Source organism: Vibrio agarivorans (assembly GCF_030409635.1).
GTDB classification, from domain to species: Bacteria; Pseudomonadota; Gammaproteobacteria; order Enterobacterales; family Vibrionaceae; genus Vibrio; species Vibrio agarivorans.
In genome coordinates this window covers 572508-598933 of sequence record NZ_JAUFQF010000004.1, presented here as the reverse complement: position 1 = coordinate 598933, position 26426 = coordinate 572508, and the positions used below count along the sequence as shown (strand labels likewise).

Annotated in this window: 29 protein-coding genes and 12 tRNA genes; 12 read left to right on the top strand and 29 right to left on the bottom strand. The window is 47.1% G+C overall.

The features are described 5' to 3' along the window. Positions 1 to 6: 6 nt before the first annotated feature. From thiB to thiQ, 3 genes are read left to right on the top strand one after another with little or no spacing between them, the layout of a single operon-like run. Complete coding sequence (gene thiB / locus QWZ05_RS11190) at positions 7 to 999, top strand: thiamine ABC transporter substrate binding subunit (protein ID WP_290298419.1); 993 nt, start codon at positions 7 to 9, stop codon at positions 997 to 999. Continuing rightward, the gene (thiP, locus tag QWZ05_RS11185) at positions 975 to 2609 is read left to right on the top strand and encodes a thiamine/thiamine pyrophosphate ABC transporter permease ThiP (RefSeq protein ID WP_290298418.1); all 1635 of its coding nucleotides are present in this window, start codon (positions 975 to 977) and stop codon (positions 2607 to 2609) included. The genes thiB and thiP overlap by 25 nt, the downstream gene beginning before the upstream one ends. Then, positions 2593 to 3300: a thiamine ABC transporter ATP-binding protein gene (gene thiQ / locus QWZ05_RS11180; RefSeq protein WP_264877666.1), complete on the top strand. Its 708-nt coding sequence runs from the start codon at positions 2593 to 2595 to the stop codon at positions 3298 to 3300. Before thiP ends, thiQ begins: the two co-directional genes overlap by 17 nt. 41 nt (positions 3301 to 3341) lie before the next feature. Here thiQ and yjgA read toward each other — a convergent pair whose 3' ends face one another. After that, on the bottom strand, positions 3342 to 3869 hold the full coding sequence (gene yjgA, locus QWZ05_RS11175) for a ribosome biogenesis factor YjgA (RefSeq protein ID WP_264877667.1): 528 nt from the start codon (positions 3867 to 3869) through the stop codon (positions 3342 to 3344). 109 nt (positions 3870 to 3978) lie between these two features. Here yjgA and pmbA point away from each other — a divergent pair, with 109 nt between their 5' ends. Next, positions 3979 to 5322: a metalloprotease PmbA gene (gene pmbA / locus QWZ05_RS11170; RefSeq protein ID WP_290298417.1), complete on the top strand. Its 1344-nt coding sequence runs from the start codon at positions 3979 to 3981 to the stop codon at positions 5320 to 5322. An 85-nt stretch (positions 5323 to 5407) separates the two neighbouring features. On the opposite strand, the gene mgtE is transcribed toward pmbA, so the two are convergent. The 12 genes from mgtE to QWZ05_RS11110 all read right to left on the bottom strand — a co-directional run bounded on the left by mgtE (position 5408) and on the right by QWZ05_RS11110 (position 14542). Continuing rightward, a complete protein-coding gene (gene mgtE / locus QWZ05_RS11165) occupies positions 5408 to 6763 on the bottom strand; it encodes a magnesium transporter (RefSeq protein ID WP_264877668.1) in 1356 nt (451 codons plus the stop codon). Positions 6764 to 6825: 62 nt separating this feature from the next. Continuing rightward, positions 6826 to 7101, bottom strand: a complete 276-nt coding sequence (locus QWZ05_RS11160; protein WP_264877669.1) for an HPr family phosphocarrier protein — start codon at positions 7099 to 7101, stop codon at positions 6826 to 6828. A 3-nt stretch (positions 7102 to 7104) separates the two neighbouring features. Then, positions 7105 to 7965 carry an RNase adapter RapZ gene (gene rapZ, locus QWZ05_RS11155; RefSeq protein WP_264877670.1) on the bottom strand — a complete coding sequence of 287 codons (861 nt, stop codon included), beginning with the start codon at positions 7963 to 7965 and terminating at the stop codon, positions 7105 to 7107. A 10-nt stretch (positions 7966 to 7975) separates the two neighbouring features. Further along, a complete protein-coding gene (gene ptsN, locus QWZ05_RS11150) occupies positions 7976 to 8422 on the bottom strand; it encodes a PTS IIA-like nitrogen regulatory protein PtsN (RefSeq protein WP_264877671.1) in 447 nt (148 codons plus the stop codon). A gap of 2 nt (positions 8423 to 8424) precedes the next feature. Further along, complete coding sequence (gene hpf / locus QWZ05_RS11145) at positions 8425 to 8712, bottom strand: ribosome hibernation promoting factor (protein WP_290298414.1); 288 nt, start codon at positions 8710 to 8712, stop codon at positions 8425 to 8427. Positions 8713 to 8737: 25 nt separating this feature from the next. Then, a complete protein-coding gene (locus QWZ05_RS11140; protein ID WP_264877673.1) occupies positions 8738 to 10219 on the bottom strand; it encodes an RNA polymerase factor sigma-54 in 1482 nt (493 codons plus the stop codon). A gap of 46 nt (positions 10220 to 10265) precedes the next feature. Then, positions 10266 to 10991, bottom strand: coding sequence for an LPS export ABC transporter ATP-binding protein (lptB, locus tag QWZ05_RS11135; RefSeq protein ID WP_264877674.1), 726 nt, complete (start codon positions 10989 to 10991; stop codon positions 10266 to 10268). A 3-nt stretch (positions 10992 to 10994) separates the two neighbouring features. Then, positions 10995 to 11492 (bottom strand): lipopolysaccharide transport periplasmic protein LptA, encoded by a 498-nt coding sequence (lptA, locus tag QWZ05_RS11130; RefSeq protein ID WP_264877675.1) that lies wholly within the window; start codon positions 11490 to 11492, stop codon positions 10995 to 10997. Then, positions 11473 to 12036 (bottom strand): LPS export ABC transporter periplasmic protein LptC, encoded by a 564-nt coding sequence (gene lptC, locus QWZ05_RS11125; RefSeq protein WP_290298410.1) that lies wholly within the window; start codon positions 12034 to 12036, stop codon positions 11473 to 11475. Before lptC ends, lptA begins: the two co-directional genes overlap by 20 nt. Further along, on the bottom strand, positions 12033 to 12590 hold the full coding sequence (gene kdsC / locus QWZ05_RS11120) for a 3-deoxy-manno-octulosonate-8-phosphatase KdsC (RefSeq protein ID WP_264877677.1): 558 nt from the start codon (positions 12588 to 12590) through the stop codon (positions 12033 to 12035). The genes lptC and kdsC overlap by 4 nt, the downstream gene beginning before the upstream one ends. Beyond that, positions 12590 to 13561: a KpsF/GutQ family sugar-phosphate isomerase gene (locus tag QWZ05_RS11115; protein ID WP_264877678.1), complete on the bottom strand. Its 972-nt coding sequence runs from the start codon at positions 13559 to 13561 to the stop codon at positions 12590 to 12592. Before QWZ05_RS11115 ends, kdsC begins: the two co-directional genes overlap by 1 nt. 15 nt (positions 13562 to 13576) lie before the next feature. After that, positions 13577 to 14542, bottom strand: a complete 966-nt coding sequence (locus QWZ05_RS11110) for a calcium/sodium antiporter (protein ID WP_264877679.1) — start codon at positions 14540 to 14542, stop codon at positions 13577 to 13579. Positions 14543 to 14732: 190 nt separating this feature from the next. Between QWZ05_RS11110 and QWZ05_RS11105 the strand changes: the two genes are divergently transcribed. Genes QWZ05_RS11105 through QWZ05_RS11070 form a run of 8 tightly spaced genes read left to right on the top strand, consistent with a single transcriptional unit; the run spans position 14733 to position 20111 of the window. Continuing rightward, the gene (locus QWZ05_RS11105; RefSeq protein ID WP_264877680.1) at positions 14733 to 15530 is read left to right on the top strand and encodes an ATP-binding cassette domain-containing protein; all 798 of its coding nucleotides are present in this window, start codon (positions 14733 to 14735) and stop codon (positions 15528 to 15530) included. A 14-nt stretch (positions 15531 to 15544) separates the two neighbouring features. Beyond that, positions 15545 to 16318, top strand: coding sequence for a lipid asymmetry maintenance ABC transporter permease subunit MlaE (gene mlaE, locus QWZ05_RS11100; RefSeq protein ID WP_373875582.1), 774 nt, complete (start codon positions 15545 to 15547; stop codon positions 16316 to 16318). A 4-nt stretch (positions 16319 to 16322) separates the two neighbouring features. After that, on the top strand, positions 16323 to 16799 hold the full coding sequence (gene mlaD, locus QWZ05_RS11095; protein ID WP_264877682.1) for an outer membrane lipid asymmetry maintenance protein MlaD: 477 nt from the start codon (positions 16323 to 16325) through the stop codon (positions 16797 to 16799). A gap of 12 nt (positions 16800 to 16811) precedes the next feature. Then, complete coding sequence (locus tag QWZ05_RS11090) at positions 16812 to 17441, top strand: ABC transporter substrate-binding protein (protein ID WP_290298405.1); 630 nt, start codon at positions 16812 to 16814, stop codon at positions 17439 to 17441. Position 17442: 1 nt separating this feature from the next. Then, the gene (locus QWZ05_RS11085; protein ID WP_290298403.1) at positions 17443 to 17742 is read left to right on the top strand and encodes an STAS domain-containing protein; all 300 of its coding nucleotides are present in this window, start codon (positions 17443 to 17445) and stop codon (positions 17740 to 17742) included. A 15-nt stretch (positions 17743 to 17757) separates the two neighbouring features. Beyond that, complete coding sequence (gene ibaG, locus QWZ05_RS11080; RefSeq protein WP_264877686.1) at positions 17758 to 18012, top strand: BolA family iron metabolism protein IbaG; 255 nt, start codon at positions 17758 to 17760, stop codon at positions 18010 to 18012. Positions 18013 to 18020: 8 nt separating this feature from the next. Beyond that, a complete protein-coding gene (gene murA, locus QWZ05_RS11075; RefSeq protein ID WP_289962186.1) occupies positions 18021 to 19304 on the top strand; it encodes a UDP-N-acetylglucosamine 1-carboxyvinyltransferase in 1284 nt (427 codons plus the stop codon). A 60-nt stretch (positions 19305 to 19364) separates the two neighbouring features. Continuing rightward, positions 19365 to 20111: a 1-acylglycerol-3-phosphate O-acyltransferase gene (locus QWZ05_RS11070; protein WP_264877688.1), complete on the top strand. Its 747-nt coding sequence runs from the start codon at positions 19365 to 19367 to the stop codon at positions 20109 to 20111. 185 nt (positions 20112 to 20296) lie between these two features. On the opposite strand, the gene QWZ05_RS11065 is transcribed toward QWZ05_RS11070, so the two are convergent. From QWZ05_RS11065 to mutY, 16 genes are all read right to left on the bottom strand, one after another. Next, positions 20297 to 20372 (bottom strand) — tRNA-Asn (locus tag QWZ05_RS11065). Between the two features lie 8 nt (positions 20373 to 20380). Beyond that, positions 20381 to 20456 (bottom strand) — tRNA-Thr (locus QWZ05_RS11060). Between the two features lie 70 nt (positions 20457 to 20526). Continuing rightward, positions 20527 to 20602: transfer RNA gene (locus QWZ05_RS11055), tRNA-Asn, on the bottom strand. Positions 20603 to 20610: 8 nt separating this feature from the next. Beyond that, positions 20611 to 20686: transfer RNA gene (locus tag QWZ05_RS11050), tRNA-Thr, on the bottom strand. 54 nt (positions 20687 to 20740) lie between these two features. After that, positions 20741 to 20816, bottom strand: a tRNA-Phe gene (locus tag QWZ05_RS11045). Between the two features lie 232 nt (positions 20817 to 21048). Beyond that, the gene (locus QWZ05_RS11040; protein ID WP_264877689.1) at positions 21049 to 22674 is read right to left on the bottom strand and encodes a methyl-accepting chemotaxis protein; all 1626 of its coding nucleotides are present in this window, start codon (positions 22672 to 22674) and stop codon (positions 21049 to 21051) included. Positions 22675 to 23030: 356 nt separating this feature from the next. Further along, positions 23031 to 23106, bottom strand: a tRNA-Asn gene (locus tag QWZ05_RS11035). A 37-nt stretch (positions 23107 to 23143) separates the two neighbouring features. Continuing rightward, positions 23144 to 23219: transfer RNA gene (locus QWZ05_RS11030), tRNA-Phe, on the bottom strand. A 7-nt stretch (positions 23220 to 23226) separates the two neighbouring features. After that, a tRNA-Thr gene (locus QWZ05_RS11025) sits at positions 23227 to 23302 on the bottom strand. 72 nt (positions 23303 to 23374) lie between these two features. Then, a tRNA-Asn gene (locus QWZ05_RS11020) sits at positions 23375 to 23450 on the bottom strand. A gap of 37 nt (positions 23451 to 23487) precedes the next feature. After that, a tRNA-Phe gene (locus tag QWZ05_RS11015) sits at positions 23488 to 23563 on the bottom strand. Positions 23564 to 23570: 7 nt separating this feature from the next. Further along, positions 23571 to 23646: transfer RNA gene (locus tag QWZ05_RS11010), tRNA-Thr, on the bottom strand. Positions 23647 to 23700: 54 nt separating this feature from the next. Further along, a tRNA-Phe gene (locus QWZ05_RS11005) sits at positions 23701 to 23776 on the bottom strand. A gap of 100 nt (positions 23777 to 23876) precedes the next feature. Next, on the bottom strand, positions 23877 to 25016 hold the full coding sequence (gene mltC / locus QWZ05_RS11000; protein WP_264877690.1) for a membrane-bound lytic murein transglycosylase MltC: 1140 nt from the start codon (positions 25014 to 25016) through the stop codon (positions 23877 to 23879). Between the two features lie 71 nt (positions 25017 to 25087). Continuing rightward, the gene (locus tag QWZ05_RS10995; RefSeq protein ID WP_264877691.1) at positions 25088 to 25360 is read right to left on the bottom strand and encodes an oxidative damage protection protein; all 273 of its coding nucleotides are present in this window, start codon (positions 25358 to 25360) and stop codon (positions 25088 to 25090) included. Beyond that, a complete protein-coding gene (gene mutY, locus QWZ05_RS10990) occupies positions 25357 to 26424 on the bottom strand; it encodes an A/G-specific adenine glycosylase (protein WP_264877692.1) in 1068 nt (355 codons plus the stop codon). The genes QWZ05_RS10995 and mutY overlap by 4 nt, the downstream gene beginning before the upstream one ends. Positions 26425 to 26426: the final 2 nt, after the last annotated feature.

Sequence of the window (26426 nt, the reverse complement as noted above, 5' to 3'; positions counted from 1 at the left end):
TACACGATGACATCGTCTTCTTACTTAATCAGCGCTTTCGCGCTCATCTCAAGCTCTGCATTTGCAGCAAGCAACACACTGACAGTTTACACCTACGACTCTTTTGCTTCTGACTGGGGTCCTGGGCCGGCGGTCAAGCAGGCGTTTGAGTCTCAATGTGATTGTGAGTTGAATTTTATCGCCCTTGATGATGGCGTTTCTATTCTCAATCGCCTGCGCTTAGAGGGCAGCAACAGCAAAGCGGATATCATTCTTGGGTTGGACAATAACCTAATGACAGAAGCGCGTGAAACGGGGCTATTGGATACTCATAAGGTCAATACCTCGGCGATTACCCTGCCTGGTGGTTGGGAAGATGACACTTTTATCCCGTTTGATTACGGTTATTTTGCGTTTGTTTACAACAAAGAGAAGTTAGAAAACCCACCCCAAAGCCTTAAAGAGCTGGTGGAAGAGCGTGACGATATTAAGGTGATATACCAAGACCCAAGAACATCGACACCTGGGCAAGGGCTGCTGTTGTGGATGAAGTCTGTCTATGGCGACAAAGCCACTGAGGCTTGGCAGCAACTCGCAACGAAGACGGTGACTGTGACCAAAGGTTGGTCTGAAGCGTATTCGATGTTTTTAGAGGGTGAGTCGGATATGGTGCTCTCATACACCACATCGCCAGCGTATCACTTGATTGCGGAAGAAGATGAGCGATTTGCTGCGGCTGATTTTGCTGAAGGCCATTACACTCAGGTTGAGGTAGTTGCCAAAGTGAAGGGGACCGACAAGCAAGCTCTGGCGGATCAGTTTATGCAATTTGTCCTCTCTGAAGATTTTCAGGCGGCGATGCCTACGGGTAACTGGATGTATCCAGTGACCAACGTTGCCTTACCTCAGGGCTTTGCGACATTAACTCAACCTGAGAATGCGCTGAGTTTTTCCGCTGACGAAGTCGCACAAAAACGCCGAGGCTGGATCCGTGAATGGCAGCATGCGCTGACCTTCTAAGGCCAGTTGTGAATCACGTACCTAAAATAGGTTTATGGGTCGCGATAGCTATCGCGGCCTTTGTTATTTCAGCGCTGGCTGCTCTTGTGTCGTTTGCTCCGTCCTTAGAGATCGCACAGATCTGGAATGAACCCTACTATCGACACGTCACTAAGTTTAGTTTCTATCAAGCGAGCTTATCGACTTTACTCAGTGTTGGGCTCGCGATTCCGCTCGCTCACGCCCTCTCTCGCCGTCAATTCCCAGGCCGAGATCTATTGATCAAGATATTTGCTACAACGTTAGTATTGCCTGTGTTGGTCGGGGTTTTTGGCTTGCTGGCGATATACGGTAATCGAGGTTGGCTAGCGAAGGGGCTTGAGCTGTTTGACTTATCACTGCCTTTTTCCATCTATGGCCTAAACGGAATCTTACTGGCGCATGTGTTTTTTAATCTGCCGTATGCAGCGAGGTTGCTGCTGCAATCTCTCGAAAGCATACCTCAAGAGCAGCACCGACTGTGTGCACATCTTGGGATGGGGCATTGGTACAAATTTAAATGGATTGAATGGCCGAGGCTTCGTCAACAACTGCCGCATGTATATGGGTTGGTATTTATGCTCTGCTTTACTAGCTTTGCTACCGTTATGGCGTTGGGTGGAGGGCCAAAATCCACCACAATAGAACTCGCGATCTACCAGGCAATAAAATTTGATTTTGACTTGCAGACAGGTGCATTGCTTGCCCTATGGCAAATGCTGCTTTGTGGCTTATTAGCTATCGGGATCCAAAAGCTCTCAAAGCCAATGGCAGTCGAGTCTGGCAGTAAGGCAAGAGACAATTTTGTTGGTAAGGATCATTGGTGGTCAAAAGCATGGGACAGCTTTTGGATCATTGGTGGTGTATTGCTAGTGATCCCTCCGTTGGTGATGGTCTTTGTGAGTGGCTTGAATACGCAACTTTGGTCCGTTGTTAGTGATTGGCGTTTTTGGCAAGCGTTGGCGACGTCGCTTCAAGTTGCCGTGATGGCAGCCATGATGGCCTTACTGCTGGGCTTTTGTATATTGTTGACCAGTCGAGGCTGGCGTATGCAGATGAAAAATAGTCGAGCAAGCTTACTTGAACTGGTAGGCACGATTATTTTAGTCACTCCAGGGTTGGTGATAAGTACCGGGATATTTCTGCTGCTGCGCAGCGTTACGGATGTTTACAGCTTAGCATTTTGGGTCGTGGTTTGTGTTAACGCATTGATGGCTCTGCCCTATGTTATCAAGTCACTCGCGCAGCCAATGTTACATGTCGGTCAGCAGTACCAACTGCTGTGTGTTAGCTTGGGGATGACAGGCTGGTCGCGGATACACATCGTTGAGTGGCGTGCATTGAAGCGCCCGATCACCCATGCTTTTGCGATTAGTTTTATGCTCTCTATGGGTGATTTGAGTGCGATAGCCTTGTTTGGCAGTCAAGATTTTAGAACCTTGCCGCTCTATCTATTCCAACTGCTAGGGAGCTATCAGATGGAAGCTGCTGCAGTGGTATCTCTCGCGCTATTACTGCTCAGTGTCGGGAGTTTTACCGTGTTAGAAAAGCTGTTTGTTACCTCGAGGAGTAAGCATGCTAAGCATCACTAATGTGCTGTATGAATATCACCAACAACCTTTTCACTTTGATTTACAGGTCGATCAAGGTGCGATTGTGGCATTAATGGGGCCAAGTGGTGCTGGTAAGTCGACTTTGTTGGCATTGGTCGCAGGGTTTATTGAGCCGGCTCAAGGTGAGATTTCTGTATTAGCGCAGCGTATTGATCACACGCCTCCACATCGCCGCCCATTGGCGATGTTATTCCAAGACTATAACTTGTTTGCTCATCTCAGTGTACGGGACAACATCAGTCTGGGGCTTAACCCTAGTCTCAAGTTAACACAGCAGCAGAAACAACAGGTTGAACTTGCGGCGAACCAGGTTGGAATAGGGGAATATTTAGAACGGTTACCTGAGCAGCTCTCAGGTGGGCAAAAGCAGCGTGTAGCGCTGGCTCGGTGCTTTGTTCAGCCTCACCCTATTTGGTTGCTAGATGAACCGTTTTCAGCTCTCGATCCTGTGCTTCGTGAAGAGATGTTGCTGCTGGTGGCATCTTTGGCAGAAGAACGTGGCACGACGGTTTTAATGGTGACACATCACTTGAGTGACGCTAAGTCGATAGCCAGTCATTTTGCTTTTGTGGCAAATGCTAAGGTAGAGGTATCTGGTGAGATAAGTGAACTGAACGGTGAGCATCCACACTCTGTTTTGGCTGAATTTGTGGCGGCAAGTGCCGTTTAGGTTAGAGATAGAAAAATCCCCGCAAGAAGCGGGGATTGCAATTAAAGCTCTTCTGCATTGAGCTCTTTGAGCACTTGGAAGATTTCACGGAATGCCTTGGCAGGCTTACCGGCTTTTTTCTCTTTTGCGGCTTGACGTGCAAGTTGACGTAGGCGCTGACGATCGGCGCTTGGGTAAAGCTCCAACACATCGGCAATGGCACTGTCGCCCTCTTCGACCACACGATCACGTAAAAGCTCCAGCTTGTGTAGTTCTGCCGTTGCTTGTGAGTGCTTATTGCGTACTTTGTCGAGAGCGGCTTGTAGCGGCTCAGTCTCTTCATTACGCATGATCTTACCTATGTATTGGATCTGGCGACGACGAGCTTCTTTGTTGAAGCGCTGTGCGTCTTTGATCGCGTCACGTAGGTCATCACTTAGTGGAAATTTCTCGAGCACTGAAGGTTTCAGGTTCACGAGTTCTTCACCCAGTTTCTGTAACTCTTCCATGTCACGCTTCAGCTCAGTTTTGCTGACCCAGATAATCTCTTCTTCCGGTTCCCAGGGCGCTTTTTGATTCTTACGAGCCATGTTTACTGCCTTTTTTATCGATCTATAGAGCTATTTTAACAACAATCGTGGGGAGAAAGCGAAATTCTTGTTATTCTTGGAGTAATAAAAGCAAATTGATGAATTGAAGATGGATGTAAAACAGCAAGTTGCCGAGCAACGTAAACAACTGGAAGGTGCGGTCGCAAAGGCTCTAGAGCTGGCAGCGAAGCAATCAGATGCAGCAGAAGTTGCGATCAGTAAATCAACAGGATTGAGTGTCTCAACTCGTGGCTGTGAAGTTGAGAACGTTGAGTTCAATAGCGACGGTGCACTGGGTATCACGGTGTATCGTGGTCAACGTAAAGGAAGCGCATCCACTTCAGATCTCAGTGAAGCGGCTATCCAACAAACGGTGCTGGCGGCATTAGATATTGCTCAGTACACATCAGAAGACCCATGTGCGGGGCCTGCTGATAAAGAGTTTTTAGTTCAAGATATTCCAGACCTTGACCTTTTCCACCCTGAAACGCCAGATCCAGACTATGCGGCAAAACTTGCTATTGAAGCGGAGCAGGCAGCACTGTCTTACAACAGCAAAATCAAACAGAGTGATGGCGCGAGCTATGATAGCCACTACGGCATCAAAGTTTATGGCAACAGCCACGGCTTGTTGGCGAGTTACCCGAGCAGTCGTCATAGTATTAGTTGCTGTGTGATAGGCCAAGGTGACAATGGTGAAATGGAGCGTGACTACAGCTATACCGTTGCTCGTCACAAGGATGAACTGTGGACACCTGAGAAAGTCGGTCGTTTAGCAGCAGAGCAGACAGTAAACCGCCTCGACCCACGCCGCGTGGCGACAGGTGAATATCCGGTGATGTTTGCAGCCGATGTCGCAACAGGCTTGATGGGGCATCTAGTGATGGCGATCAGTGGTGGTAATCTGTATCGCAAAGCCTCTTTCTTGCTTGATCACCTGGGTGAGAAAATTCTCCCTGATTGGTTCCAAGTTGAAGAGAAGCCGCATGTTTTGCGTGGCTTAGCGTCTAGCCCATTTGATAGTGAAGGTGTGATGACACAAGATCGTCAGATTATCACTAATGGTGTGCTATCTACTTATCTATTAACCAGCTATGCAGCGCGCAAGATGAACATGACGCCAACTGGGCATGCGGGTGGCATCCACAACTGGTATGTTAAGTCGACGGGGCAGGGTTATGAGCAGCTGCTCAAAGAGCTAGGTACAGGCTTGCTGGTGACAGAAGTGATGGGGCAGGGCGTTAATACCGTCACTGGCGACTATTCACGTGGTGCCGCCGGTTTCTGGGTTGAAAATGGTGTTATCCAATACCCAGTGTCTGAAATTACTATCGCTGGTAACTTGAAAGACATGCTGCAAAACATTGTGGCAGTGGGTAGTGACGTTGAAGTGCGCTCACAGATCCAAACCGGTTCAATCTTACTCGAGTCGATGAAAGTGGCGGGTGAATAACCACTGGATCAATGATTTTGAGTAGATCTAAAAAGCCCCTGAAAGGAATCACTATCAGGGGCTTTTTTATATCGCGTGATTTATTTTAGATAAACAGTGTCGCTAGACCTAAGAAGACGGATAAACCAATCACATCGGTGAAGGTGGTCAGTGCCATCCCCCCAGCGAGTGCGGGGTCGATGTTCATCTTCTTAAGTAAGATTGGAATAGTCACACCCGCGACACCTGCTACCAGTAAGTTGGTCAGCATAGCCGCAGCAATGATCCCACCAAGCATCCATTCGCCTTTCCATACAACGACAATCGCGCCAATGATCAGTGCCCAAAGGACACCGTTGAGAAGACCTATAGCGGCCTCTTTCATCAATAGCTCGCGCTTGTTGGCATCACCAATGTGGCCTAAGGCTAGGCCGCGAATGACCAGTGCCACGGTCTGATTACCCGCAACACCACCCATAGAAGGCACAATCGTCATTAGAACGGCAATCGCTGCCATCTGGTCAAGCGTGGCTTCAAACATGTTAGAGACAGACGCAGCAGCTAGAGCCGCTAACACATTGACGCCTAACCACACACTACGTTTTCGTGCTGACTTGAACACTGGTGCAAAGGTATCTTCATCGTCATCCAGACCCGCCATACTCATCATTGAGTGCTCGGCATCTTCACGAATGACATCAACCACATCATCGATGGTGATACGACCGACGAGATGTAAGTTCTCATCGATAACTGGCGCAGAAACCCAATTACGACGCTCGAACAGACTCGCGACATCAGAAGCACTAGTAATGACAGAGATAGCTTCATCTGCATCATCCATCACTTCTGTCACTGGCGTGTCGGGCTGTGCGGTTAGAAGGCTCATCAGCGATAAGTGACCGATCAGTAGACTGTCTTCATCAATTACGTAGAGAGCATCTGTCGCCTCAGGAAGCTCGCCTTTCATGCGCAAGTAACGCAAAACAACATCGACATCGACATCGCCACGAATGGTGATAACGTCGGTGTTCATTAGGCCACCGGCGGTGTCTTCTGGATATGACAGGGCGGTCTCTACGCGCAGACGATCTGCCGTGTCCATCTGGTCGAGGACTTCGCGAGAAACATCATCAGGAAGGCTTCGTAGAACGTAGGCTACGTCATCGGTATCCATGCCCTCAGTTGCTTCTGCAAGCTTTTCTGGGGCCATTTTTGAGACAAGCGCATCTTTGACGTCTTCACTCAGTTCGTCAAGAATTTCACCGTAGTCTTCTGGGTCGGTGAGTTGCCAAAGAACATCACGACTTTTGCGTGGAGAGGCCTCAAGAAGGTGGGCAATATCTTCCGGCTCCATATCCTGCAATTGACGTCTTACATGGACAAAGCGGCCGTTTTCTAATGCTTCAGAGATTTCTTGGAGGGTTTGATGAGCTTGGTCGAATTCTATTTGTTCGCCCATAGATTCCCCCTAACTTTAGATTCTTTTAATGCGTTGAATATTAGCTTAATTTTCTGATGGAGTTAATCTTCTTCATCAAACTTGTCTTGAATTAGATGACAAATTGCCTTTAAGGCTTCTTCGCTTTGTGAGCCTTCAGCCATTATGGTGACATCTTGCCCTTGCGCCGATTCAAGCATGAGTAACCCCATGACACTATCGGCGATCGCTTCTTTGCCTTCAGGGTTGCGAATAGTAATCGTAGCAGAGAATGACTGCGCTAATTCAACTAACTTGACCGCCGCTCGAGCGTGTAAGCCAAGGCGGTTCTCAATTCGAACCGTTTGTGTGTGAGCCATAGGTTAGCCTGTGTTCTTTTCTAGTGAGGTATGTCGAACTTGAACCGTTTTACCGAGCTGTTTGAAATATTCACCGATCTGCTCGGTTAAATACACAGAGCGATGTTTGCCGCCAGTACAACCGATCGCGACGGTGACATAACTGCGGTTATTCAGCTCGAGTGCTGGAAGCCAGCGCTCAACAAAGCCTTGAATCTGATGTTTAAGCTCCAATACATCTTGATGCTGCTCGAGAAAGGAGCGAATTGGCGCATCAAGACCCGTCATAGGGCGTAGCTCTGGCACCCAGTGTGGGTTTGGTAAGAAGCGAACATCAAACACGTAATCAGCATCAGAGGGCAGGCCGTACTTAAAGCCAAACGACTCAAAGACCATGACCAACTCTTTGCGCTCTCTCCCTTCAACTCTTAGGCGTACGGTTTCGCTCAACTCATGAAGAGATTTATCACTACTGTCGATGACCAGATCTGACATCTCTTTAATTGGAGACAGCAGCGCTTTTTCATGGTCGATCGCTTGATCGAGAGGCAGGCGATTGTTTTTTTGTGACAGTGGATGAAGTCGACGAGTCTCACTGTAGCGCTTGATAAGCGTGCTTTTTGAAGCATCAAGAAACAGAACGCTGAGATCGTTATTCGACTTAAAGTGCGAAAGTTGCTTCTCTAAATCAGCGGTGTTTTCTGGCAAGTTACGAATATCAATACTCACCGCAACGTTTTGCTTGCTCTCTTTAATCGAGTCGACAAAGGCTGGAAGGAGATCGACAGGGAGATTATCGACACAGTAGTAGCCGATATCTTCAAGTACGCGCAAGGCAACACTTTTTCCGGCCCCAGAGTGGCCGCTGACAATAATGAGTCTCATGACTTTTTAATTAACCACTGATCATAATGTCGTAAAGCTCTTGATCGTTTTGAGCGTTACGAAGCTGCTTTAATACCTGTTTATCATTCAAACGTTCCGCCATTGATGACAGAGTTTTTAAATGTTCTTTACATTGCGCGTCGGGAACGAGCAGTGCAAACAGAATATCGACAGGGCGGTTGTCGATAGCATCGAATTCAATAGGGTCTTGGCACTGTAGAAGTACAGCGACCGCATTATCGGTGGACTGCATACGAGCATGGGGAATGGCGATACCATTTCCAATGCCAGTACTGCCCATTTTTTCACGGCTGAGCATACACTCAAACAGCTCAGTTGAGCTGATACCAGTTTGTTCAGCAACAAGTTCGCTGATAAGTTCAAGAGCACGTTTTTTGCTCGTGCATGGGACTGCACTTTTCGTGCAGTCCAAGGTGAGTACTTCGCTTAATTGCATTGTTAATGGCTACTTAGCTTTTCTTTATGCTTGTTGAGTTGTCTGACAAGTTTGTCGACCAAGGAATCGATTGCCGCGTACATGCTTTCATCTTCAGCTGTCGCGTGAATGTCCCCTTGATTTACGTGAAGGGTAGCTTCTGCGATTTGACGCGTTTTTTCAACACGTAAAACCACATGAACGTTATTTATGTGGTCAAAGAACCGTTCGAGTTTCTCGAACTTGGTGTTCACATAGTCTTGCAGTGAATCGGTTAGATCAACGTGATGGCCATTAAGGTTGATTTGCATAGACTTTCCTTCTCGGTTAGGGCCTTTAAAGTAGGCGTTTCCGCTGACTCGATGGGGCAATACCTAGCGATTCACGATATTTCGCGATCGTACGCCTTGCGACCTGAATTCCTTGGTCAGCGAGTAGGGCTGCAATCTTGCTATCACTAAGCGGCTTAACTGGATTTTCAGCGGCTACCAGCTTTTTAATTAGGGCTCGGATTGCAGTGGATGAACACTCTCCGCCATTGTCAGTACTGACATGACTGGAGAAGAAATACTTTAATTCAAAAATGCCACGAGGGGTATGCATATACTTCTGTGTCGTAACACGAGAGATAGTGGATTCATGCATATCAACTGCCAAAGCAACGTCATTAAGCACCATTGGCTTCATGGCTTCTTCGCCATACTCAAAGAAATCGCGTTGATGTTCAACTATACATTTGGCAACTTTGAGCAGCGTCTCGTTTCTACTTTCTAGGCTCTTAATTAACCATTTTGCTTCTTGCAAATTGCTGCGAATGTACTGGCTATCGGCATTATTTCCACGCGCAAGACCGGCATATTGCTGGTTAACCTTGAGGCGTGGAGCGCTGTCTGGGTTAATGGTAACGACCCATTTACCGTGATCTTTGTACACCGAAACATCAGGAATAACATACTCGGCATGAGTCGGAGTAATGCGGCTGCCTGGGCGAGGGTCAAGCTGCTGAATCAGTGCCAACACTTCTCGTAGTTGTGGCTCTTTGATCTTGGTTTCTTTGATGATCAACTTGTAGTCGCGATTGCCTAGTTGGTCAACGTGATTGGCCAATATTAGCTTGGCTTCTTCCAGCCATGGGGTTTCTGCTGGCAGCACCGAAAGTTGCAGCAGCAAACACTCTTGTAGGTTAGCTGAAGCGACACCGAGTGGGTCAAAGCGTTGAATGCGCTTTTTCACCGCTTCGACTTCATCAAGCTCAATCTCTTCGTTATCAAAGCTGTCTAGGATCTCTTGTGTAGAGAGGGTCAGATAGCCGTAATCGTCTACAGCTTCAATAATGGCCAGTGCGATAGAGCGGTCGGTATCTGAGAATGGCGTCAGGTCGAGTTGCCATAGTAGGTAGTCTTGCAATGATTCGGTGGTTTCACCCTGATAAATTGGCGCATCGTCATCTAGTGCAATCCCGGTGTTGCCGGTATTGGCGCTATAGACATCTTCCCATGTGGTGTCTATTTCGAGGTCATTGCTGATTTCAGATTTTTCGATAAGGTCAGAGCTGTCCTTCATCTCAGTCTCGGCAATTTCAGCAGTCGCTTCGCTCTCTTCATTGCTGCTTTTGGTCTCTGAGTTGTCTGCAGAATTGCTTTCCGGAGAGTCGTCAGAGCCTCCCTCTTCAACTTCTAGGAGAGGGTTTGAGTCCAAAGCTTCTTGAATTTCTTGCTGTAGATCGAGCGTCGACAATTGCAGTAGGCGTATCGCTTGCTGCAGTTGTGGCGTCATTGCTAATTGTTGACCTAGCTTGAGTTGTAATGAAGGTTTCATTCAGTCGTGCTCACCTTATTGTAATTTTTATCTTCCTTCCTTGTAATCATAGACGGAATTGCTCACCGAGATAAACTTGTTTTACCTCAGCGTTGTTAAGTACCTGATCCGGTGTACCTTCGGCAATTAAACGTCCCTGACTTACAATGTAGGCTTTTTCACATACATCGAGCGTTTCGCGCACGTTGTGATCGGTGATCAAAACACCGAGGCCGCGCTCTTTTAAGTGCTCAATGATTTTCTTTATGTCGATAACTGAGATTGGGTCGACACCAGCAAACGGCTCATCGAGCAGAATAAACTGAGGATTTGCAGCCAAAGCACGCGCAATTTCAACCCTGCGGCGCTCACCACCAGAGAGTGCCATCCCCGCACTTTTTCTGATGTGTTGAATATGGAACTCTTCTAGAAGGTCTTCTAGACGGTCCTGCTTCTCTTCTCGAGAAAGCTCATCGCGCGTTTCTAAAACCGCCATGATATTGTCTTCAACCGACAGCTTGCGGAAAATAGACGCCTCTTGAGGCAAGTAGCCAATTCCCATTCGTGAACGGCTATGCATCGGTAAAATACTGATGTCTTGGTCGTCGATGGAGATCTTACCCTCATCACGCGCGACTAGGCCGACAATCATATAAAACGAGGTTGTTTTGCCCGCACCGTTAGGGCCGAGCAGACCAACGATCTGCCCAGATTCTACTTGCAAGCTCACGTCTGAAACGACTTTTCGAGTTTTGTAGCTTTTTGCTAAATGCTCTGCTTTTAATACAGCCATTGATTATTCGCTCTTCGCTGGTGGCTGAAGTACGGTTGATACTCGACCACCGGTTTGTGCACCATCAGCAACCAGTTTTTGCTCTGAAATTTTGTAGCGAATTTTGTCACCACTGATTTGGCTGCCGTCTTGAGACAGCATGGCACGCTTGAGCATGGTGAGTTCGTCAGTGCGCATGTTGTAATAGAGCTCTTCCGCTTCACCGTAAAGCGTGTTGCCATCATCGGTGAGCTGAGAGAACGTGGTCAGTTTACCGTAGGCTTCAATCTCTTTGATCGCACCATCGGCAGGGTCACGCATTACAACAATTTTGTCAGCATTAATATTGATGCTGCCTTGCTTAAGCTTTACATCACCGGCGAAGGTGACTTTGTTACTTTGCATATCGAGCTGCTGGCTGTCAGAGTCGATATAGATTGGTTGCTCGCTGTCTGTCGAAAGCGCAAGAGCGGGTGTCGATACCATCAAGCAAGCCATAAGACTAAGGTGTGAGAATTTCATATCTACCTTGCACATGTTCATAGAGAGTCGCGGTGTTATCTTTGAAGTTACCCTTCATTGCGTGACCTCGCGTAACAAATTGAGGTCCATTGAGTCTGACAGTTTGATCAGCCCAAAAATCCCGCTTATCTAGCTGAATATTCAGTTTTTCTGTCGCCATAGTGTCAAAGCTAGAGGTGGGTAGCAAGTTCTTTGCAATCACCTTGTCATACAATACCAAAACTTGGTCTTCATCTAGCTTGGCTCGGCGAGCACTAATTTCCCACTCAAGTACCTGACCATCTTTGTAGATGCGCAATACAGGGCTCTCAAAAACGGTATCACCACTTTTGGCGTAATATTCTAGGTGAGTGGATGTGATTTCATAGTTGCGCACGCCATCGGTGGTATACGCAGTGTTCGACATATTGGTGCCACTAAACAGCGGCAGCTCCTCGTCAGGAGAGACTTGGATATCATAGCCTTCTTCCTTTTGCAGCAAATAGTAGCCACAAAAGAGAGTGATCATCACCAGCAGTATATGCGCTGCTCGAGATAAGGTCATATGCTCAATCCTTTATGCTGTTCGAGCTCTCCCTTTGCTTGCAGAATAAGATCGCTCACTTCGCGGACAGCGCCGTGACCTCCTTTGATCTTCGTGACGTAATTTGCGCGCTGAACCAGCAACGGGTGGCCATCCGCCACACATACTTTCAGCGCCACTTTATCCATGACTGGCCAGTCGATGAGGTCGTCACCAATGTAGCCTGTGTGCTCTGGAGCAATATCAAGTTTGCTGCAGATATCTTGGTATGCTTTGATTTTATCGTCTTGACCTTGGTAGATGAGTTTTATGCCAAGAGCAGACATACGGTTTTCAACAATTAGAGATTGGCGGCCAGTGATAATCGCGATTTCAACGCCTGCACTCATGAGGGATTTGACGCCGTAGCCGTCACGAGTGTGAAACGTTTTTAGCTCTTCACCGTTGTTTCCCATATAGACCAAACCATCAGAAAACACGCCATCGACATCACAGATCAGCAGCTTAATATTTTTAGCAATCGCAATAATGTCGTTAGAGACAGGGCCATAGAGAGTTTCTACTTGAGTGGTCATTACATTACTCCTGCGCGCAGCATATCAAGCATATTGAGTGCGCCAACAAGCTCACCTTCGTCATTACATAATAGCAAACCGTTAATCGATTTCGCTTGCATGATGTTGACCCCTTCAGCAGCCAGCAGCTCTGGCGATACGGATGTTGGGTTGGCGATCATGACTTCACCAATCTTGGTGGTGTGAATATCGATACGTTTGTCGAGGATGCGGCGCAAGTCGCCATCGGTAAAGATACCGGTCAGGCGATTGTGCTCATCCACGACGGCCGTCATGCCCAGGCCTTTTTGAGTGATCTCTAACAGCGCGTCACGGATTAGAGTATCCGCACTCACTTTAGGGAGTTTGTCACCACTGTGCATGATATCAGACAACTTGAGCAGAAGTTTTCTCCCTAAAGCACCACCAGGGTGCGAGAGAGCGAAATCTTGCGCAGTAAATCCACGAGCTTCAAGTAGGGCTACAGCTAGAGCGTCACCGAGCACTAGCGTTGCAGTTGTGCTTGAGGTTGGAGCCAAGCCGAGAGGGCAAGCCTCTTGAGGTACAGTGATTTGCAGATGCACATCAGACAGTGTTGCCATGGTCGAGTTTGGCTTACCTGTCATGCTGATTATTTGATTGTTGAGTCTTTTCAATACAGGGAACAGAGCAAGGATTTCACTCGACTCACCAGAGTTAGAAATAGCCAGAACAATGTCGCCTGACTCAATCATACCTAAATCACCATGTGCGGCTTCACCTGGGTGAACAAAGAATGATGAAGTGCCCGTGCTGGCGAAGCTAGCGGCAATTTTGTTGCCGATATGGCCTGATTTACCCATACCCATAACCACAACCTTGCCTTGGCAAGATAGGATCATTTCACATGCTGCAGTAAAGTCATCATTGATGTACTGCTTGAGGTGTTCGATAGCTTGAAGTTCAATATCAATGACGTTGTTCGCCACTGATTTATAGTCAAATTGAGACATAGTGTGCGTTACCAATTAGGCTGTCATGTTCATGATTAGGTAGGCTTGGTAGCCGATAAAGAGTGAGAATAGAATCACCCCCTCAGTGCGATTAATACTGCGTGATTTCCCCAGTGCCATAACGACGAGAAGTAGGCTTACAGCAAGCATTACCCAGTAATCGCGACCCATGACAAGCTCGCTGACCATCGAAGGGTTTAACAGCCCTGGGATACCCATAACCGCAAGAATGTTGAAGACATTTGAACCGATGATGTTACCCACCGCCATGTCGTCTTCGCCTTTCATCACGCCAGCCAAAGAGGCAGCAAGCTCTGGTAGGCTTGTACCGACCGCAATGATTGTCAGACCAATCACAAGATCGCTCATGCCAAAGTAAGTGGCGATCGTGACGGCGCTGTTGACGAGTGTATCTGCGGCAAGCGGTAGGATAATCAGGCCGATGACCACCCACATGGCTGCTTTACCGTTACTCACCCCTTCAGGTACTTCAGACTCTTGTTCTTCGAGCAGAGCATCACCGTTTGATTGCTCTTTTTTACTAATGTAAAGCATCGCAAGAATGAAGAGGGCAAATAGTACAACAAGTAGGATCCCCTCGTGGAAGCCTAGGTAGCCATCCCACACCAATGCACCACAGATTAGGGTAACAACAATCATTAGTGGCAGCTCTCGTTTGAGAACGCCAGAGCTAATCGATAGAGGCTTAATCATCGCGGTAATGCCCAGGATTAGAGCGATGTTCGCGATATTCGAACCGATGACATTTCCCACGGCGGTATCAGTTTTCCCTTCTAGGGCCGCTGTGGCGGAAACCATCATTTCAGGAGCAGAGGAGCCCATTGCTAAGATCGTCATACCGATGACCAGTGGTGATATCCCCACGTTTCTAGCTAATGCGGCTGCGCCGAAGACTAGCTTGTCCGCACTCCAGACTAGAAATATTAGTCCGAGGACAAGGAAAGCAACTGCTTCAATCATGATGTTCCCTAATTTTTAAAGTGATAGCGTCTAATTTTGACCGTTTGTCGGGCAAAAGTGAAGCAACCGAGTCAATAAATTTATGATTCAGTCAGGTTATGTAAATCATTGAATAGTCGATAGGCTAAATGCAAAAAAAGGGTTTATGCTTCAAATAGGGGCGGGCAAGGCAGGGAGTAGCAAGCCGACGATGAATGACAAATCCTATATATCTATTGAGGATATGACCTTTTGCCGTGGTGAGCGGGTTATCTTCGATAAGCTCAACTTAAATATCGAGCGAGGCAAAATAACCGCCATACTTGGGCCATCGGGTATTGGCAAAACCACGTTACTCAAGCTGATTGGTGGGCAGCTCACGCCCGACAGTGGCAGTGTCATCATAGAGGGGCAAAATCTATCGGCATTGAGCCGACGATCTCTGTATGAGTTGCGTGGAAAAATGGGGATGCTGTTTCAGTCAGGTGCGTTGTTTACCGACTTGTCGGTCTTCGACAATGTCGCGTTTCCTATTCGCGAACACACCCAGCTTGATAGCGCCCTAATCCGTACTCTCGTGCTGCTCAAGCTTGAAGCCGTTGGGTTACGAGGGGCGGCAGAGCTGATGCCGAGCGAGCTTTCTGGCGGTATGGCTCGGCGGGTAGCTCTTGCTCGTGCGATTGCCCTCGACCCCGAGATAGTGATGTATGACGAGCCGTTTGTTGGTCAAGACCCAATGACCAAAGGTGTACTCGTAGAGCTGATCGCTAAGCTAAATCGAACGCTAGGCTTAACCAGTATCGTAGTGTCGCATGATGTACCGGAAGTCTTTGAAATAGCAGACTACGCTTACATTTTGGCGGATAGCAAAATCATAGCGCAAGGCTCACCCCAAGCCTTGACTAAGAGTACAGATGCAAAGGTAAGGCAGTTTTTGGATGGTGCCGCTGATGGTCCTGTTCCTTTTGCTTACCCGGCTCCGCCGATCGAACAAGGATTGTTTTCATGAGTCGTACCTTACAAATGTCGATTGAAAAACTCGGTCGTAGCGCCATACAAACGATTCAAACGTTGGGGCGTTCAATGATGATGTTGTTGCAGGTGCTCATTGCTAAGCCGCAGTTTAACAAGAGCTGTCCACTCGTCGTTAAACAGTGTTATGCATTAGGCGTCCAATCGCTTGCCATCATTGTGGTCTCTGGTGCGTTTATCGGTATGGTTCTCAGCCTGCAAGGCTATGTTGTGCTGGTGGATTACGGCGCAGAAACCAACCTTGGGCAGATGGTCGCTCTTTCACTGCTACGTGAACTAGGCCCTGTCGTCACCGCGCTGCTTTTTGCTGGGCGGGCAGGCTCCGCGCTAACTGCTGAAATTGGCTTAATGAAGGCCACCGAGCAGCTTTCTAGTATGGAAATGATGGCGGTTGATCCTTTAAGGCGCGTGATAGCCCCCCGTTTTTGGGCTGGCGTAATCGTGATGCCTATGTTGGCTGCTATCTTTATCGTTGTTGGGATATGGGGTGGTGAAGTGGTTGGTGTCGACTGGAAGGGGATTGACCGGGGGAGCTTTTGGGCGGCCATGCAATCTTCAGTTCAGCTAAGTTATGACATTGGTAATGGTTTGATTAAATCTGTGGTGTTCGCCTTTGCCGTAACATGGATTGCACTGTTCAACGGATATGATTGTATTCCGACCTCTGAAGGGATAAGCCAAGCGACAACCAAAACGGTGGTAAATGCCTCTTTATTGGTTCTCGGACTAGACTTTGTATTGACGGCCTTAATGTTTGGTAATTGATGTTATGAGAAATACAAGAAAAACAGAGTTTGCAGTGGGATGCTTTGTTATCGCCGCCGTTGTAGCAATATTGGTGTTAATTTTTCAAATTGCTGACGTAAAGAGTATCGGAAGGTCTGATACTTACGCCCTAAAGGCAAAGTTTGACAATATTGGTAGCTTAAAGGTCAGGGCGCCGGTCAAAGTGGGCGGAGTGGTGATAGGACGCATTACTTCAATAGAGCTTGACCCTAGCAATCTTACACCATTGGTCACAATGGCGATTGATAGTCGATATGACCAGTTTCCTGATACCTCAAGTGTCAAGGTGCTGACATCAGGGTTGATTGGTGAGCAGTATTTGAGTTTAGTGCCTGGTTTTGTGTTTGATGATGAAGAGATGCTGGGGGATGGCGATCTTATCGAAGATACAAAATCAGCCTTGGTGCTTGAAGACTTGATCGGGCAGATGATCTATCGGGTCGGTGGCGACGAGTCATAGCGAGGAGGGGAGATGAGAGTATTACTAGCGGCGGTTTTAGTTTGCATGTCGAGCTTTGGGGTTTGGGCCCAAGAGGTTGACCGTAAAGACCCATATCAAATGATTGTGATTGTAGCTGATCAATCGTTTGAGCGTCTACGTCAAGATCAGGCTCAAATTGAAAATGATCCGAACCATTTAAAAGTCATTGTGGAAGAGGAGTTGTTGCCCTATGTAAATTATCGCTACAGCGCTTTGAAGCTCCTTGGTTCAGAGGTGAAAAAGAACTCTAGAGAGGATGTATTGGCGTTTATTGAAGCGTTCAAAGATTACATGGTGGCGTCTTACGCTCAGGTTCTTACCCAATATAGCCAACAAAAGGTTCAATTTGGTGCGCCGCCAACGCTTACAGACTCAGAGAGAATTACTGGGGTAAAAGTGACGATATTAGATGCGCCTAACCCAAATATTCAGCTTGAATTTAAGCTGCGCAAAGAGAAAAACGGAGATTGGGCAGCTTTCGATATTATCGCAGAAGGGGTTAGCCTGCTGTCGAGCAAGCAGTCAGAATGGTTAGGTGAAGTTCGCCGCCAAGGATTGCCTGCAGTCACTGAGGAGCTAGCAAGACAGGCGAAACTCCCTATCAAGAAAGTGGAGAAGTGATGTGGGAATCGTATCACTTGAAGGTGATGTCATTCGCTTTGAGGGCAAGCTAGATAGACACACTGTCCCTAGTCTTTGGCAGTCGTTAGAGGTGTGGAAACCGTCTCAAAATACCTGTTCCATTGACCTAAGTGGGGTAAAGCGAGTGGATTCGGCCGGGATGGTGATGTTAATCCACTTAATTGAGCATGCAAAAACGGAAAATTGCCATATAATGCTCTCTTTTGTGCCTAAAGAATTGGGTACACTCTTTCGCTTGAGCAATGTAGACAAACTGCTCGCGAAACATATACAGAATTAGATTTAGAGGTGAATTGTGGATAGTGCAAAAGTACAGCAGCTGTTAACAGACGCGTTGCAATTAGAGGAAGTGCATGTAAAAGGCGAGGGGAGCCATTACGAAGTTATCGCTGTTGATACTTGCTTTGATGGCATGAGCCGTGTCAAAAAGCAGCAACTGATCTACGGACCTCTTATGGAATATATCCAACGCAATGACATTCATGCTGTTTCTATCAAGGCTTTCACTCCTGCAGAGTGGGCGCGTGATAAGAAGTTGATGTCACTATAAGGTTTACAATGGAAAAGTTTCGAGTTATTGGGTCTGATAAACCACTAAGTGGTGAAGTGACCATTTCTGGCGCAAAGAATGCTGCGCTGCCTATTTTATTTGCTTCCATTCTTGCGGAAGAGCCTGTTGAAGTCGCTAATGTGCCTAAGCTACGTGACATCGACACTACGATGGAACTGCTTTCGCGTTTAGGTGCGAAAGTGAAGCGTAATGGTTCAGTTCATGTTGATGCGAGTGGCATCAATGAATACTGTGCGCCGTACGACTTAGTAAAAACGATGCGTGCGTCTATCTGGGCACTTGGTCCACTAGTGGCTCGTTTTGGTCATGGTCAGGTTTCACTACCGGGCGGCTGTGCTATCGGTGCGCGTCCGGTTGACCTGCACATCTTTGGCCTTGAGCAGCTAGGCGCAAAAATCGTTTTAGAAGACGGCTATGTGAAGGCCAGTGTTGATGGTCGCCTAAAAGGCGCGCATGTTGTGATGGATAAAGTGAGTGTAGGCGCGACGATTACCGTTATGTGTGCAGCAACACTCGCTGAGGGTACAACGGTATTAGACAATGCGGCTCGTGAGCCTGAGATTGTTGATACAGCTGAGTTCCTTAACGCTTTGGGCGCGAAGGTAACCGGTGCGGGTACAGACACCATCACTATCGAAGGTGTTGAGCGCCTTGGTGGCGGTAAACACTCTGTTGTTCCTGATCGTATTGAAACAGGTACTTTCCTTGTGGCCGCTGCCGTGTCGGGTGGCAAAGTGGTATGTCGCAACACACACGCTCATCTTCTAGAGGCGGTTTTGGCTAAGTTGGAAGAGGCTGGTGCTAACGTTGAGACGGGCTCTGACTGGATTAGTGTTGATATGACGGGGCGTGAACTAAAAGCAGTTAGTATTCGCACTGCACCACACCCAGGCTTCCCAACGGATATGCAAGCTCAGTTCACTTTGTTGAACATGATGGCAAAAGGTGGTGGCATCATCACTGAAAACATTTTTGAGAATCGCTTTATGCATGTACCTGAGCTGATGCGTATGGGCGCAAAAGCGGAGATTGAAGGCAACACAGTTGTTTGTGGCGATGTTGAGAGCCTGAGTGGCGCTCAAGTGATGGCGACCGATCTGCGCGCGTCTGCTAGCTTGGTGATTGCAGGTTGTATCGCACAAGGTGAGACCTTCGTTGATCGTATCTACCATATCGACCGTGGCTATGAAAAAATTGAAGATAAGCTATCTGCACTAGGTGCTAATATCACCCGTGTCGCCCAGAGTGGCAACCAAGGCGATAACGCTTAAGTTTTATGTATGAAGCCGAAACCTAGTTTCGGCTTCTTCGTGTTGTGCCTGGAGAGAGTAATGGTCGCACTATTTCGTATTTTCGCTGTTGCAGTGTTTGCAGTGGTCATGTTTATTTTTGGGTGTGGTTACTGTTTGTTGAGCCCACGTAATCCCAAAAATGTATTTAAAGTTGGTCGTTTGTTTCACAAAATGGCCCCGTTTTTCGGCTTCAAGTTGGAGCTACGTATCCCTGAAGATGCCTACTCACGCGGTCAGCACATCTATGTTGCTAACCACCAGAACAACTGGGATATGTTTACTGTATCTTCAGCGGTAACGCCGAAAGTTGTCACGGTGGGTAAGAAGAGTATTGCCTGGATGCCATTGCTTGGTCCGCTATACTGGCTGAGCGGCAACATTCTTATTGACCGCGCTAACCGCTCTAAAGCGGTAGGCACGATTGATCAGGTCATCAATAAGATGAAAGGCAGCGATGTATCGGTTTGGATGTTCCCAGAGGGTACTCGCTCTCGCGGTCGCGGCTTATTGCCTTTCAAGACAGGGGCCTTTCATGCTGCGATTGGTGCAGAGTTACCGATCATTCCAATAGTGTGTAGCTCAACGGATGGCATCAAGCTTAACCGTTGGAATAATGGTCATGTTATTGTTGAAATGTTGCCTCCAATCAGCTCAGAGGGCTACGAGAAGGGCGATGTTCGTCAGTTGGCTGAAATATGCCGCACTGAGATGAAAAATAAGCTAGAAGCGCTAAATGAAGAAGTTGCGCAGCGCAACAAAGCAGAAGGCATTGAAGCGAAAGCTTAACCTCAGCTAGCGATAGATTTGATGAGCAGAAGTACGCTGGTGCTTCTGCTTTTTTTTGCCTGTGGTTTAGAAATAATGAAGGTTGGAGGTTGAAAGTTGAAGGGAGGTAAGCTTCAAGGTAGGTAGTAGTATTTACAGATTCAAGACGAAAAAAAACCGCATCCAAGGATACGGTTTCTTCAATATGGCTCCCCCTGCGGGACTCGAACCTGCGACATACGGATTAACAGTCCGCCGTTCTACCAACTGAACTAAGGGGGAATAAAGAATGGTGCCGACTACCGGAGTCGAACTGGTGACCTACTGATTACAAGTCAGTTGCTCTACCTACTGAGCTAAGTCGGCACACTAAATCTTTAGTTGAAGATGTAACTCTTCATTTTTATGAAACGATAGTTATCATTTCAATTGTATATGGCTCCCCCTGCGGGACTCGAACCTGCGACATACGGATTAACAGTCCGCCGTTCTACCAACTGAACTAAGGGGGAACAAAGAATGGTGCCGACTACCGGAGTCGAACTGGTGACCTACTGATTACAAGTCAGTTGCTCTACCTACTGAGCTAAGTCGGCACACTATATTCTTTTACTAACTGTTCGTGCAAAGCACCAACAATTAAGAAATTGTGGTGCCCGGAGGCGGAATCGAACCACCGACACGAGGATTTTCAATCCTCTGCTCTACCGACTGAGCTATCCGGGCGACGGGGTGTATTAAACGGTTTTTCGAGTTTTAGGTCAATACAAAAATGCAAAAAAAATACCGTTTGATGATTTTCTATACTTGGGTAGCCATTTTTACTATTTAAAATCACTAGAGACTGCGCTTTAAAGGCTTATGGTCTGTTTAAAATACACTCAAATCGAATTAAAGGATCAAAAAAGCACGCATTTAAGCGTGCTTTTAAGGTTACTTTTGGCTCAATACCTAACTGCTATTTTTGTACGTTGAATTTTGCTACCCAGTTTTCTAGCTCGTTAGCGAGAGCCGCTAGCGTTTGTGTGCTGTTATAAGTATTTGAAACTACGCTGTTGAGCTCATTGCCACTGTCTTCAATCATATTGATTCGCTGTGAAATATCATCGCTCACTTGGGTCTGCTCTGCGGCTGCGGTTGCAATCTGGTGGCTCATACCGGTGATATTTTCTAAAGCGCTAACGACTTGTTGTAGAGCTTCAGATGCATTCTGTGAGACGGTGACAGTGCTTTGGCTCGTTTCAGCACAGATATCCATCGTACCGATCGCATTGCGCGAGCCCTCTTGAAGGTTGTTGATCATCAGTTGGATCTCTTTGGTGCTATCTTGAGTGCGCCCTGCTAGGTTACGTACCTCGTCTGCAACCACAGCAAAGCCTCGACCTTGCTCACCCGCTCGGGCAGCTTCAATAGCCGCGTTAAGGGCCAATAAATTAGTTTGTTCAGCAATATCACCGATAACATCAAGAACCTTCACGATATCGTTAACGTTGTTATCAAGCTCTGCAACCGCTTGACTGGCTGCGCCGAGCTGAGAGGCAAGGCCTTCAATATTATCGACGGTATTATGAATGAGTGCTTGAGTTGCTCGACTCTGCTTGTCTGCTTCGTCAGTATTGTGGGCCGTTTCACTTGCGGAATCCGCTACGTTGTTCGCCGATGAGGCCATCTCAGTCATGGCTGTGGCGATCATTGCCGTAGATTGCTGTTGAGTATCCGTTAGCTGTGCGAGGCTTGCAGAGCGGTTCTCAACATTTCCTAACTCATCGCGTAGGGCATGCATTGATGTTTCTAAGTTGGAGACAAGCCCAGCAAGTGAAACACTCATATGTTGAACGGATTCATAGATACTTCCCTTGGGCGCTATTTCATCAAATGAGGCCTGAATGTCACCTTTGGCTACTGCCTGCACGGCTTGACGCACATCATCCGGCTCACCACCGAGTAGGTTCAGTGTGCGACGAATCGCGAGAACAAAAATCGCAGAGATAATTGCGGCAATCACAAGAGAAAGTGAGAGTGTCCAGCGCGCGGTTTCCCAAAAGCGAGCATTAACCTCATCAAACCCGATGCCAGTGCCGACTACCCATCCCCAATCTGGCGTTCGTTGAGCGATAGAGTGCTTCACTTCTACAGAGCCGTCAGGTTGTCGCTGTGTCCATTCGTATTCAGCAATACCACTGGATGTTGAATGAATGGCACGCAACAGGATATCCGCAACACTGCGCCCGTTACCGTCCTTGAAGTCATGAAAACTCGTGCCATGCAACTCAGGGTCTAAAGGCGCGGCGATAAACTGCATGTCTTCATCTGCGATATACACATACTCACTGTCATTGTAGACATTAGAGCGAAGTATTTGTGTCGCGAACTGCTTGGCTTCTTGTTCGCTCATGTCACCACGACGTGCCATCTTTTCTATTTCGACCAGCGTTGAGTAAGTGCTGCGAAAGAGTTCTGTTACGCGAGTGGCATTGTCTTGATTGCTAGCCATACGCAAAGTGAAAAGTCCGGTTAAAGTAACCGCGATGAGTGCAAATAAAATAGCTCCCGAAAGGAGATAAGTTTGAGTTTTTAGTTTCATTATTTTACTACCAATAGCGTGCACGGTTGATGTCTGCTGCCGCTAGTTTGTATTTTTGGGGGTGGAGTATGTGTTGTTTCTGCTTCTTGAGGTCGAGGGAACCATAAAGAAGTCATAGGAATTACCGAATGTAAATTTACGACACAAAATAAGTTTTATCTAGATGTAAAGAGTGTGAATTTGAGGTTGGTAGGATATTAAGTGGTTTGTTATTTGGGTGGTGAATTGTTGGGTTGGTCTTGAGTGATTTGATGGATAATTTGGTAGAAGGTAGAAGGTAGAAGGTAGAAGGTAGAAGGTAGAAGGTAGAAGGTAGAAACGAAAAAGCCCCAGTCCGAAGACTAGGGCTTTAAAAATGGCTCCCCCTGCGGGACTCGAACCTGCGACATACGGATTAACAGTCCGCCGTTCTACCAACTGAACTAAGGGGGAATTACTTGGTTAAGCATTTAATCTTAACACCAAATAATGGTGCCTCGAGGCGGAGTCGAACCACCGACACGCGGATTTTCAATCCGCTGCTCTACCAACTGAGCTATCGAGGCAAAGAAATGGTGCCGACTACCGGAATCGAACTGGTGACCTACTGATTACAAGTCAGTTGCTCTACCTACTGAGCTAAGTCGGCACACTAAATCTTTGTTTGAAGAGATAATCTCTTCACTCTATATGAAACGACAAAAATCATTTCAATTGTAAATGGCTCCCCCTGCGGGACTCGAACCTGCGACATACGGATTAACAGTCCGCCGTTCTACCAACTGAACTAAGGGGGAATTACTTGGTTAAGCGTTTAATCTTAACACCAAATAATGGTGCCTCGAGGCGGAGTCGAACCACCGACACGCGGATTTTCAATCCGCTGCTCTACCAACTGAGCTATCGAGGCAAAAGAATGGTGCCGACTACCGGAGTCGAACTGGTGACCTACTGATTACAAGTCAGTTGCTCTACCTACTGAGCTAAGTCGGCACACTGTATTCTTTTAACCAATTGTTAGTGCAATGCACCAACAATTTTAAATTGTGGTGCCCGGAGGCGGAATCGAACCACCGACACGAGGATTTTCAATCCTCTGCTCTACCGACTGAGCTATCCGGGCAACGGAGCGCTATTAAACGGATTTTAAGCCTTTACGTCAACCACTTTTTTCAATAATTAGGAAAAAGTGCTGCGTTGGCTGCTTTTTTAATCAAATGTCGCTAAATGTTTTTACCCGCGTTAAATTCCTTTTTGAAATTTGTCACTTTTTCTAGGTAACGACGCGCTTCTGCATTGTTGTGTTTATTGGTTAGCGCCCAATAAACTTGGTTCGGCTGTAACGAATTTAAGCGAGTCATCGCGTTTGAGCGGCTATTTTTGTCAAATGTATTGAGCACGCCACCCGTGCCACCGTTGTAAGCCGAGATCATGCTGTACTCAAGAGAGAGTGGATGATTGACCGACTTTAGGTAACGATTTTTCAAGATATAAAAGTAAGCGGTACCGGTATCAATGTTCTTCACAGGGTCGAATAGGTATTCAGGTGACGGCTCACCCGGCTTATTCTTTACTAGCTTAAATACATCACGGCCTGCGGTTTTTGGCACAACTTGCATCAAGCCATAGGCATTTGCCCAGCTTACTGCATAAGGGTTAAAGCTACTTTCTGTCTTGATGATGGCGTAGATTAGATCTTCAGGGATATCGTATTTTTTCGATGCTTGACGCACGATGTCGGCGTATTTGTAGCTGCGGATCTCTACCTGGTTCTCCACCATCGGAATTTCTACATAGTGGGCTTTCTTGTAATCAACACTCTTGGTCTTCATTTTGTTGGCGACAAGGTAGTCGGCAAAACGGTTGGCTCGCCAAGACCATTGAATGGATTTTCCATCTTGGTCAACAACCTGCTGGTATAGGAATGGTTGTCCTTCGAGTCGAATGTCACGTGATGAGAAAAGGTCGACATTGGCTGGATCGTCCGGGGTCAAAAGCGTCGTGACAATGGCATTTTTCAGATGTGCTTCCGGATCTGTTGGAGATACTGTCTCAATGATTATCGTGCCACGATCAAAGTTAACTTCGGCGCGACTCAAGTAGTTATCGATATATTTGACGTAGTTACTTTTGCCTGCAACCTTAATTTCATTACTGCCCCAGCGCTTTTCAATATTGCCGGAAAAGCTACTGATTAGGGCGTCCAGTGCGCGAGTATCCTTCTCGAACTGCCCAGGCAACTCAGCTAGATTGTTAGCAAAGCGGTTAGTCGGCTCATAATTGACATCATATAAGCTCTCGACAAACTCACGACTGCAACCAACAGAGAGCGCTGCGAGCAAAAAAATGGCGATTTTTTTCATATTTCCCTAAAAACAACAATGACACCAGTCGAGCGACATGATGTCATTGGAAAAAGTAATTTTGAACCTAATTATTCAGAAGGTGGGGTGTAGCCCTCGATGTGAACATCTTTGCCTTCAAACAAGAAGTTAACCATTTCGGTTTCCAGCAGTTTACGATGCTCTGGGTCCATCATATTGAGTTTCTTTTCGTTAATAAGCATGGTTTGCTTATTTTGCCACTCACCCCAAGCCTGCTTTGAAATGTTGTCGAAGATACGTTTTCCAAGCTCTCCTGGATACAGTTGGAAATCCATCCCTTCTAACTCTTGTTTTAGTCGAGCACATAAAACGGTGCGGCTCATAGTGACTCCTTGTGTTTTAATTCAAACGGTAGGCTTTCCAATAACAGCTTTACTGGAGCGGCTAATCCGATTTCTTTTGGTTGAGATAAGTTATACCAGAGACCTTGGTTAGCTTCCATGATCACATTGGGTTGTTGCTTCAACTCGATGAGCACAGGAGTGATATCTAAGTGGTAATGGCTGAACGTATGACGAAAAGCGACCAGAGTGCTCTGTGTTGAAATGTCGTTATCTGTGATGCCAAGACGCTCCGCCACGCTTGAAGTCTCTGGTTGCTCAGATTGCGGGAAACAAAACAACCCACCCCAAATGCCTGTTTGGGGGCGCTGCTCAAGCCAAACTTCACCTTGGTGATAAACCATAACAAACCATGTTTCTTTAATCGGCTTGTCTTTTTTTGGTTTTTTTCCGGGGTAGTCCTGTGGGTTCCCTTGCGCTTTTGCTTGGCATAGGTCTGTAACAGGACACAAGCTGCATTTAGGTTTTGAGCGAGTGCAAACCATCGCCCCCATATCCATCATTGCTTGGTTATATTTATCGACATTGTGTGCTGGAGTGTGCCGTTCGGCATATTGCCACAGTTGATTCTCGACACTTTTCTTTCCGGGCCACCCCTCTATTGCAAATGCGCGAGCAAGTGTGCGCTTCACGTTGCCATCTAAGATGGCATGCGGTTGTTGATAAACCGATGACAATATAGCGGCGGCAGTGGAGCGGCCTATACCCGGTAGGGAATTAAGTTGCTCTATATCGAGTGGAAATTCGCCATTATGTTCCCTGACAACAAGCTGTGCGGCTTTGTGGAGGTTTCTTGCACGTGCGTAATAACCCAGCCCAGTCCATAGGTGAAGCACCTCATCTTGTGGGGCTTTGGCAAGGTCAACCACGGTTGGAAACTTTTCAAGGAATCGATGGTAATAGGGTATGACAGTGGCTACTTGGGTCTGTTGTAGCATGATTTCAGACAGCCAAACGCTATAAGCCGTTTTGTTTTGCTGCCAAGGCAGCTCTTTACGGCCATAAAGTTCATACCACTCTAAAATGGCTTGGGCAAAAGGAGTCACAA